The organism is Bacillus sp. CH_48, assembly GCF_038008465.1.
In the GTDB taxonomy this organism is placed as follows: Bacteria; Bacillota; Bacilli; order Bacillales; family Bacillaceae_G; genus Bacillus_A; species Bacillus_A thuringiensis_S.
This window is the reverse complement of the sequence record NZ_JBBOZF010000001.1, coordinates 1,482,923-1,490,000: the sequence shown is the minus strand read 5'-3', so window position 1 is coordinate 1,490,000 and position 7,078 is coordinate 1,482,923. Positions and strand designations below refer to the sequence as shown.

Here is a 7,078-nt window from a genome sequence, read left to right as displayed (position 1 = left end):
CCCATGTCCAGGGTGAAGTTCAGGTAACACTGAATGGAGGCCCGAACCCACGCACGTTGAAAAGTGCGGGGATGAGGTGTGGGTAGCGGAGAAATTCCAATCGAACCTGGAGATAGCTGGTTCTCCCCGAAATAGCTTTAGGGCTAGCCTTAAGTGTAAGAGTCTTGGAGGTAGAGCACTGATTGAACTAGGGGTCCTCATCGGATTACCGAATTCAGTCAAACTCCGAATGCCAATGACTTATCCTTAGGAGTCAGACTGCGAGTGATAAGATCCGTAGTCAAGAGGGAAACAGCCCAGATCGCCAGCTAAGGTCCCAAAGTGTGTATTAAGTGGAAAAGGATGTGGAGTTGCTTAGACAACTAGGATGTTGGCTTAGAAGCAGCCACCATTTAAAGAGTGCGTAATAGCTCACTAGTCGAGTGACTCTGCGCCGAAAATGTACCGGGGCTAAATACACCACCGAAGCTGCGAATTGATACCAATGGTATCAGTGGTAGGGGAGCGTTCTAAGTGCAGTGAAGTCAGACCGGAAGGACTGGTGGAGCGCTTAGAAGTGAGAATGCCGGTATGAGTAGCGAAAGACGGGTGAGAATCCCGTCCACCGAATGCCTAAGGTTTCCTGAGGAAGGCTCGTCCGCTCAGGGTTAGTCAGGACCTAAGCCGAGGCCGACAGGCGTAGGCGATGGACAACAGGTTGATATTCCTGTACCACCTCTTTATCGTTTGAGCAATGGAGGGACGCAGAAGGATAGAAGAAGCGTGCGATTGGTTGTGCACGTCCAAGCAGTTAGGCTGATAAGTAGGCAAATCCGCTTATCGTGAAGGCTGAGCTGTGATGGGGAAGCTCCTTATGGAGCGAAGTCTTTGATTCCCCGCTGCCAAGAAAAGCTTCTAGCGAGATAAAAGGTGCCTGTACCGCAAACCGACACAGGTAGGCGAGGAGAGAATCCTAAGGTGTGCGAGAGAACTCTGGTTAAGGAACTCGGCAAAATGACCCCGTAACTTCGGGAGAAGGGGTGCTTTCTTAACGGAAAGCCGCAGTGAATAGGCCCAAGCGACTGTTTAGCAAAAACACAGCTCTCTGCGAAGCCGTAAGGCGAAGTATAGGGGGTGACACCTGCCCGGTGCTGGAAGGTTAAGGAGAGGGGTTAGCGTAAGCGAAGCTCTGAACTGAAGCCCCAGTAAACGGCGGCCGTAACTATAACGGTCCTAAGGTAGCGAAATTCCTTGTCGGGTAAGTTCCGACCCGCACGAAAGGTGTAACGATTTGGGCACTGTCTCAACCAGAGACTCGGTGAAATTATAGTACCTGTGAAGATGCAGGTTACCCGCGACAGGACGGAAAGACCCCGTGGAGCTTTACTGTAGCCTGATATTGAATTTTGGTACAGTTTGTACAGGATAGGCGGGAGCCATTGAAACCGGAGCGCTAGCTTCGGTGGAGGCGCTGGTGGGATACCGCCCTGACTGTATTGAAATTCTAACCTACGGGTCTTATCGACCCGGGAGACAGTGTCAGGTGGGCAGTTTGACTGGGGCGGTCGCCTCCTAAAGTGTAACGGAGGCGCCCAAAGGTTCCCTCAGAATGGTTGGAAATCATTCGTAGAGTGCAAAGGCATAAGGGAGCTTGACTGCGAGACCTACAAGTCGAGCAGGGACGAAAGTCGGGCTTAGTGATCCGGTGGTTCCGCATGGAAGGGCCATCGCTCAACGGATAAAAGCTACCCCGGGGATAACAGGCTTATCTCCCCCAAGAGTCCACATCGACGGGGAGGTTTGGCACCTCGATGTCGGCTCATCGCATCCTGGGGCTGTAGTCGGTCCCAAGGGTTGGGCTGTTCGCCCATTAAAGCGGTACGCGAGCTGGGTTCAGAACGTCGTGAGACAGTTCGGTCCCTATCCGTCGTGGGCGTAGGAAATTTGAGAGGAGCTGTCCTTAGTACGAGAGGACCGGGATGGACGCACCGCTGGTGTACCAGTTGTTCTGCCAAGGGCATAGCTGGGTAGCTATGTGCGGAAGGGATAAGTGCTGAAAGCATCTAAGCATGAAGCCCCCCTCAAGATGAGATTTCCCATAGCGTAAGCTAGTAAGATCCCTGAAAGATGATCAGGTTGATAGGTTCGAGGTGGAAGCATGGTGACATGTGGAGCTGACGAATACTAATAGATCGAGGACTTAACCATATAATATGTAGCAATGTTATCTAGTTTTGAAGGAATATGCCTTCATAGTTTGGTGATGATGGCAGAGAGGTCACACCCGTTCCCATACCGAACACGGAAGTTAAGCTCTCTAGCGCCGATGGTAGTTGGGACCTTGTCCCTGTGAGAGTAGGACGTCGCCAAGCAACTAAAACACGAGTCATTTGACTCGTGTTTTTTTGTATTGTTAAAAAGAATGGGAAAGAAGTAATGGTAATACAAACACGTTGCCCAAGAGTTAATCATATTATATAAGAGATGGGTGTATATTTTTCTGGAAATTGTTAAGGATTAGAAGTATAAAATAGGTTCACTTAAATAGGGAGGGAAGGTTATGAAATTACAAAGTGAAGTTTGTATTGTTTGTGAGACAAAAAGAAAAGAAGGTATATATGTTTATAATAATTTAATATGTTATGAATGTGAAAAGGATATGGTGAACACAGAGACAGATGATCCAAAATATATACATTATTTAAAGCAACTTCGAAAATTAGAAGTATCATATTTTTAAATAGGCATATGCCTATTATTTTTTTTGTTCTGTATAATAGATGGAGAATGAATTATAAGGAAGAGATGTAGATGAATCAAAATCATATGCCTTTATATGAGGCGTTAATAGAGTTTAAAGAAAGAGGGTCGTTATCTTTTCATGTTCCAGGTCATAAGAATGGTTTAAACTTCCCTCAGAAGGCAATAAGAGAGTTTAAAGATATTCTATCTATTGATGTAACTGAGTTAGCAGGACTGGATGATTTGCATAGTCCGTTTGAATGTATAGATGAGGCACAACAATTATTGACTGAAGTGTATGATACAAAGAGAAGTTATTTTTTAATTAATGGTTCAACAGTCGGGAACTTAGCAATGATTTTGTCTTGTTGCAGGGAACATGATATTGTTCTTGTACAAAGAAATTGTCATAAATCAATTATTAATGGTTTAAAACTAGCGGGAGCAAATCCCATTTTTTTAGATCCATGGATTGATGAAGCTTATAACGTACCAGTGGGAGTTCGTAATGAAATTATTAAGAAAGCAATTGGAAAATATCCAAATGCGAAAGCACTCATTTTAACGCATCCTAATTATTATGGTATGGGGATGGATTTAGAGGCAAGCATCGCTTTTGCACATGCACATAAAATCCCTGTTTTGGTAGATGAGGCACATGGGGCACATCTTTGTTTGGGAGAACCATTCCCAAAATCAGCGTTAACATATGGTGCAGATATTGTAGTTCATTCTGCACATAAAACATTACCCGCAATGACAATGGGTTCCTATTTACATATAAATAGTCACTTAGTAGACGAAGAGAAGGTTACTACTTATTTAAGTATGCTACAATCTAGTAGTCCATCGTATCCAATTATGGCTTCCTTGGATATAGCACGCTTTACAATGGCGCGTATAAAAGAAGAAGGACATGGTGAAATTGTTGAGTTTTTACGGAGATTTAAGGAACAGTTACGTTCTATTCCACAAATCGCCATTTTAGAATATCCGTTGCAAGACGAGCTAAAGGTTACGGTACAAACTCGTTGTCAGTTATCAGGGTACGAATTACAGTCCGTATTTGAAAATGTCGGTATATATACAGAGATGGCTGATCCGTACAATGTCCTATTTATTTTACCCCTGCAAGTAAATGAGGAGTATATGAAGGTTATAGAGATGATCCGAGTAGCATTGCAACATTATGACGTGAAAGACAAGAGGGAATCTATTCGTTATACTTATAAAGGTGAATTCTCTCCTTTGCCGTATACGTATAAACAACTAGAAGGATATGGAACAAAGATAGTATCTATAGAAGAGGCTGTTGGAATGATAGCGGCGGAAATGGTAATTCCGTATCCACCTGGAATTCCATTGGTTATGTATGGAGAGAGAATTACTTCAGAGCATAAAGAGCAAATTATGTATTTAGAGAGAGCAGGAGCTCGTTTTCAAGGTAATACGAAATATATGAAAGTGTATGATATAGAAAGTAGGTTTTAGGATGAAGGGATTATTTGTAACAATTGAGGGTCCAGAAGGTTCAGGTAAAACAACGTTAATTAAAAGCTTATTACCATATTTTGAACAAAAAGCACAAAAGGTAATGGCGACAAGGGAACCAGGTGGTATTGCAATTTCTGAGGACATTAGGACGATTTTACATAAACAAGAATATACGATGATGGAAGCACGTACAGAAGCGCTTCTTTATGCTGCTGCGCGCAGACAGCATTTAGTAGAAAAAGTTATGCCAGCACTTAATGAGAACTATCTCGTGCTATGTGATCGTTTTATAGATAGTTCTTTAGCATATCAAGGCTATGCAAGAGGGTTGGGTATGGATAAGGTATTTGAAATAAATCGTTTCGCAACAGAGGACTGTATGCCTAGTTTAACAATTTATCTAGACATTGAGCCTGAGGTTGGTTTGGCTCGAATTGAAAAAGATGCAGGACGTGAAGTAAATCGACTAGATATGGAAGATATCTCTTTCCATAAACGTGTGCGCGAAGGGTATTTACAAGTTGTAGAACGTTTCTCGGATCGTATTGTATTGGTAAATGCTGATCAGCCGATGGAAAAACTTATAGAAGAAGTTGTTCAGATTATAGAAGATAAATTGTTATAATAGAAGGAAAGAATGAAATAAGTGAGGTATGCATTATGATGAAGACGTGGGAGCAGCTTTCTGCTATACAACCCATCGGTGTAAAAATGTTGATGAATAGCATTGCAAAAGAGCGTATATCCCACGCTTACTTGTTAGAGGGAGGGAAAGGTACGGGAAAGTTTGCGACAGCAATTCAAATGGCAAAGAGTTTCCTCTGTTCTCAGCGGAATGGAGTAGAGCCCTGTCATGTATGCACAAATTGTAAGCGAATTGATTCAGGTAACCACCCTAACTTACATATTGTAAAACCAGACGGATTATCTATTAAGAAGCAGCAAATTCATGATTTACAAGAAGAGTTTTCAAAAACAGGATTAGAGGCAAATAAAAAATTATATATTATTGAGCACGCAGATCGTATGACGGCAAATGCGGCAAATACACTTTTGAAATTTTTAGAAGAACCAAGTAGTGATACAACCGCTATTTTACTTACTGAACAAAGTCATCAAATTTTAAATACGATTTTATCTCGTTGCCAAGTTGTTACGTTTAGACCGTTACCTACAGAATCTTTAATTAGAAGATTACAGGAAGAAGGTATTACAGCATCTTTATCGACACTTGCTGCTCAACTCACAAATAGTTTTGATGAAGCTTTAGCTTTATGTAGTGATGAATGGTTTGCACAAGCACGAGCTTTAGTGATAAAATTATGTGAAGCGCTCGAAAAAGATAAAACCTCTATTTTTTTTGTACAAGAAAAATGGGGAAAACACTTTGGAGAGAAAGAACAATTACAGCAAGGGTTAGATATGTTACTCCTTATTTATAAGGATTTACTATATGTTCAACTTGGAGAAGAAGATCGTCTTGTTTTTCATGAGCAGAAAGAGATGTTTGAATCGTTTTCCTATGCTCAGAAGCGCATTGTATCAGCTCTCTTTAATATATTAGAGGCAAAAAATAGAATCAACGCTAATGTAAATGCGCAGCTTGTGTTCGAACAGTTAGTGTTGCGGTTGCAGGAGGGATGACCGTTTTGTATGATGTAGTAGGTGTTCGCTTTAAGAAGGCCGGAAAGGTATATTACTTTGATCCAAATCAGTTCGATATCTCTGAAAATGAGTTTGTTATTGTAGAAACGGTAAGAGGTATTGAATACGGAAAAGTAGTTATTACCAAAAAGCAAGTTGATGAAAACGACGTTGTATTACCGCTAAAAAAGGTTATTCGTATTGCAAATGAAAATGATCGTACCATTGTTGAAGAGAACAAACATGCTGCAAAAGAAGCATATCAAGTCTGTCAGCAAAAGGTAGTAGAGCATAATCTTGATATGAAACTTGTAGATGTAGAGTATACATTCGATCGTAATAAGATTATTTTCTATTTTACTGCGGATGGTCGGATTGATTTCCGCGAACTAGTGAAGGACTTAGCGGCAATTTTTAGAACAAGAATTGAACTAAGACAAATTGGTGTTCGTGATGAAGCGAAGATGCTAGGTGGTATTGGTCCATGTGGTCGTATGCTTTGTTGTTCTACTTTTTTAGGAGATTTTGAACCTGTATCCATTAAAATGGCAAAGGATCAAAATTTATCATTAAATCCTGCAAAAATCTCTGGTTTATGTGGTCGCTTAATGTGTTGCTTAAAATATGAGAATGATGAATATGAGGCAGCAAAGGAACAACTTCCTGATTTAGATCAACGTATACAAACCCCGCATGGTACTGGCCGTGTGATCGGATTAAATATTTTAGAAAGATTAATTCAAGTGGAACTAGTAGACAAGGAACGGATAGTAGAATATACGTTAGATGAGTTAGTGAATAAAGGGGTCGTTTCGAGTCAAACCACAGATTAATGAGGTGGGTGCTTGTGGAGAAAAAAGATATTTTTGAATCGGTTTCTAGTATGGAAGAGCAAATTGGACATTTATACAAACAGTTGGGAGAGTTAAAACAGCATCTTGCAGAGTTGTTGGAAGAAAACCAGCATATAAAAATGGAAAATAACAATTTGCGACACCGTTTTGAAGAAGTGCAGAATAAAGAAAAACAAAAAACTCAAAAGCGTAAAGAAGTGAAGCCGAAGACAGATATTGGTGAAGGCTATGACAATTTAGCGAGACTGTATCAAGAAGGTTTTCATATTTGCAATCTACATTATGGAAGTGTACGTAAAGAGGGAGATTGTTTGTTCTGTCTGTCATTCTTAAATAAAAAGTGAAATTACCTTTCCAATTATAAT

General features: G+C 40.9%; 6 protein-coding genes and 2 rRNA genes (1 of these 8 only partly in view). All 8 read left to right on the top strand.

The genetic code is table 11. From position 1 onward, the window contains the following. Positions 1 to 2,187, top strand: a 23S ribosomal RNA gene (locus N2V92_RS07350) (it extends 735 nt beyond the left edge of the window). A gap of 48 nt (positions 2,188 to 2,235) precedes the next feature. After that, positions 2,236 to 2,351, top strand: a 5S ribosomal RNA gene (gene rrf / locus N2V92_RS07345). 188 nt (positions 2,352 to 2,539) lie between these two features. Next, positions 2,540 to 2,719 (top strand): sigma factor G inhibitor Gin, encoded by a 180-nt coding sequence (locus N2V92_RS07340; RefSeq protein ID WP_000776279.1) that lies wholly within the window; start codon positions 2,540 to 2,542, stop codon positions 2,717 to 2,719. 71 nt (positions 2,720 to 2,790) lie between these two features. After that, a complete protein-coding gene (locus tag N2V92_RS07335) occupies positions 2,791 to 4,212 on the top strand; it encodes an aminotransferase class I/II-fold pyridoxal phosphate-dependent enzyme (RefSeq protein ID WP_001073008.1) in 1,422 nt (473 codons plus the stop codon). 1 nt (position 4,213) lies between these two features. After that, a complete protein-coding gene (tmk, locus tag N2V92_RS07330) occupies positions 4,214 to 4,840 on the top strand; it encodes a dTMP kinase (protein WP_000677218.1) in 627 nt (208 codons plus the stop codon). Positions 4,841 to 4,875: 35 nt separating this feature from the next. Then, on the top strand, positions 4,876 to 5,859 hold the full coding sequence (gene holB / locus N2V92_RS07325; RefSeq protein WP_000978578.1) for a DNA polymerase III subunit delta': 984 nt from the start codon (positions 4,876 to 4,878) through the stop codon (positions 5,857 to 5,859). 5 nt (positions 5,860 to 5,864) lie between these two features. Beyond that, a complete protein-coding gene (locus tag N2V92_RS07320) occupies positions 5,865 to 6,692 on the top strand; it encodes a PSP1 domain-containing protein (RefSeq protein WP_000272429.1) in 828 nt (275 codons plus the stop codon). A gap of 14 nt (positions 6,693 to 6,706) precedes the next feature. Further along, positions 6,707 to 7,057, top strand: coding sequence for a DNA replication initiation control protein YabA (gene yabA / locus N2V92_RS07315; RefSeq protein ID WP_000412063.1), 351 nt, complete (start codon positions 6,707 to 6,709; stop codon positions 7,055 to 7,057). Positions 7,058 to 7,078: the final 21 nt, after the last annotated feature.

What these genes read in the sequence shown, in the direction of transcription:
- N2V92_RS07340 (WP_000776279.1), top strand. Translation starts at nt 2,540, where the DNA reads ATGAAATTACAAAGTGAAGTTTGTATTGTTTGTGAGACAAAAAGAAAA.
- N2V92_RS07335 (WP_001073008.1), top strand. Translation starts at nt 2,791, where the DNA reads ATGAATCAAAATCATATGCCTTTATATGAGGCGTTAATAGAGTTTAAA.
- tmk (WP_000677218.1), top strand. Translation starts at nt 4,214, where the DNA reads ATGAAGGGATTATTTGTAACAATTGAGGGTCCAGAAGGTTCAGGTAAA.
- holB (WP_000978578.1), top strand. Translation starts at nt 4,876, where the DNA reads ATGATGAAGACGTGGGAGCAGCTTTCTGCTATACAACCCATCGGTGTA.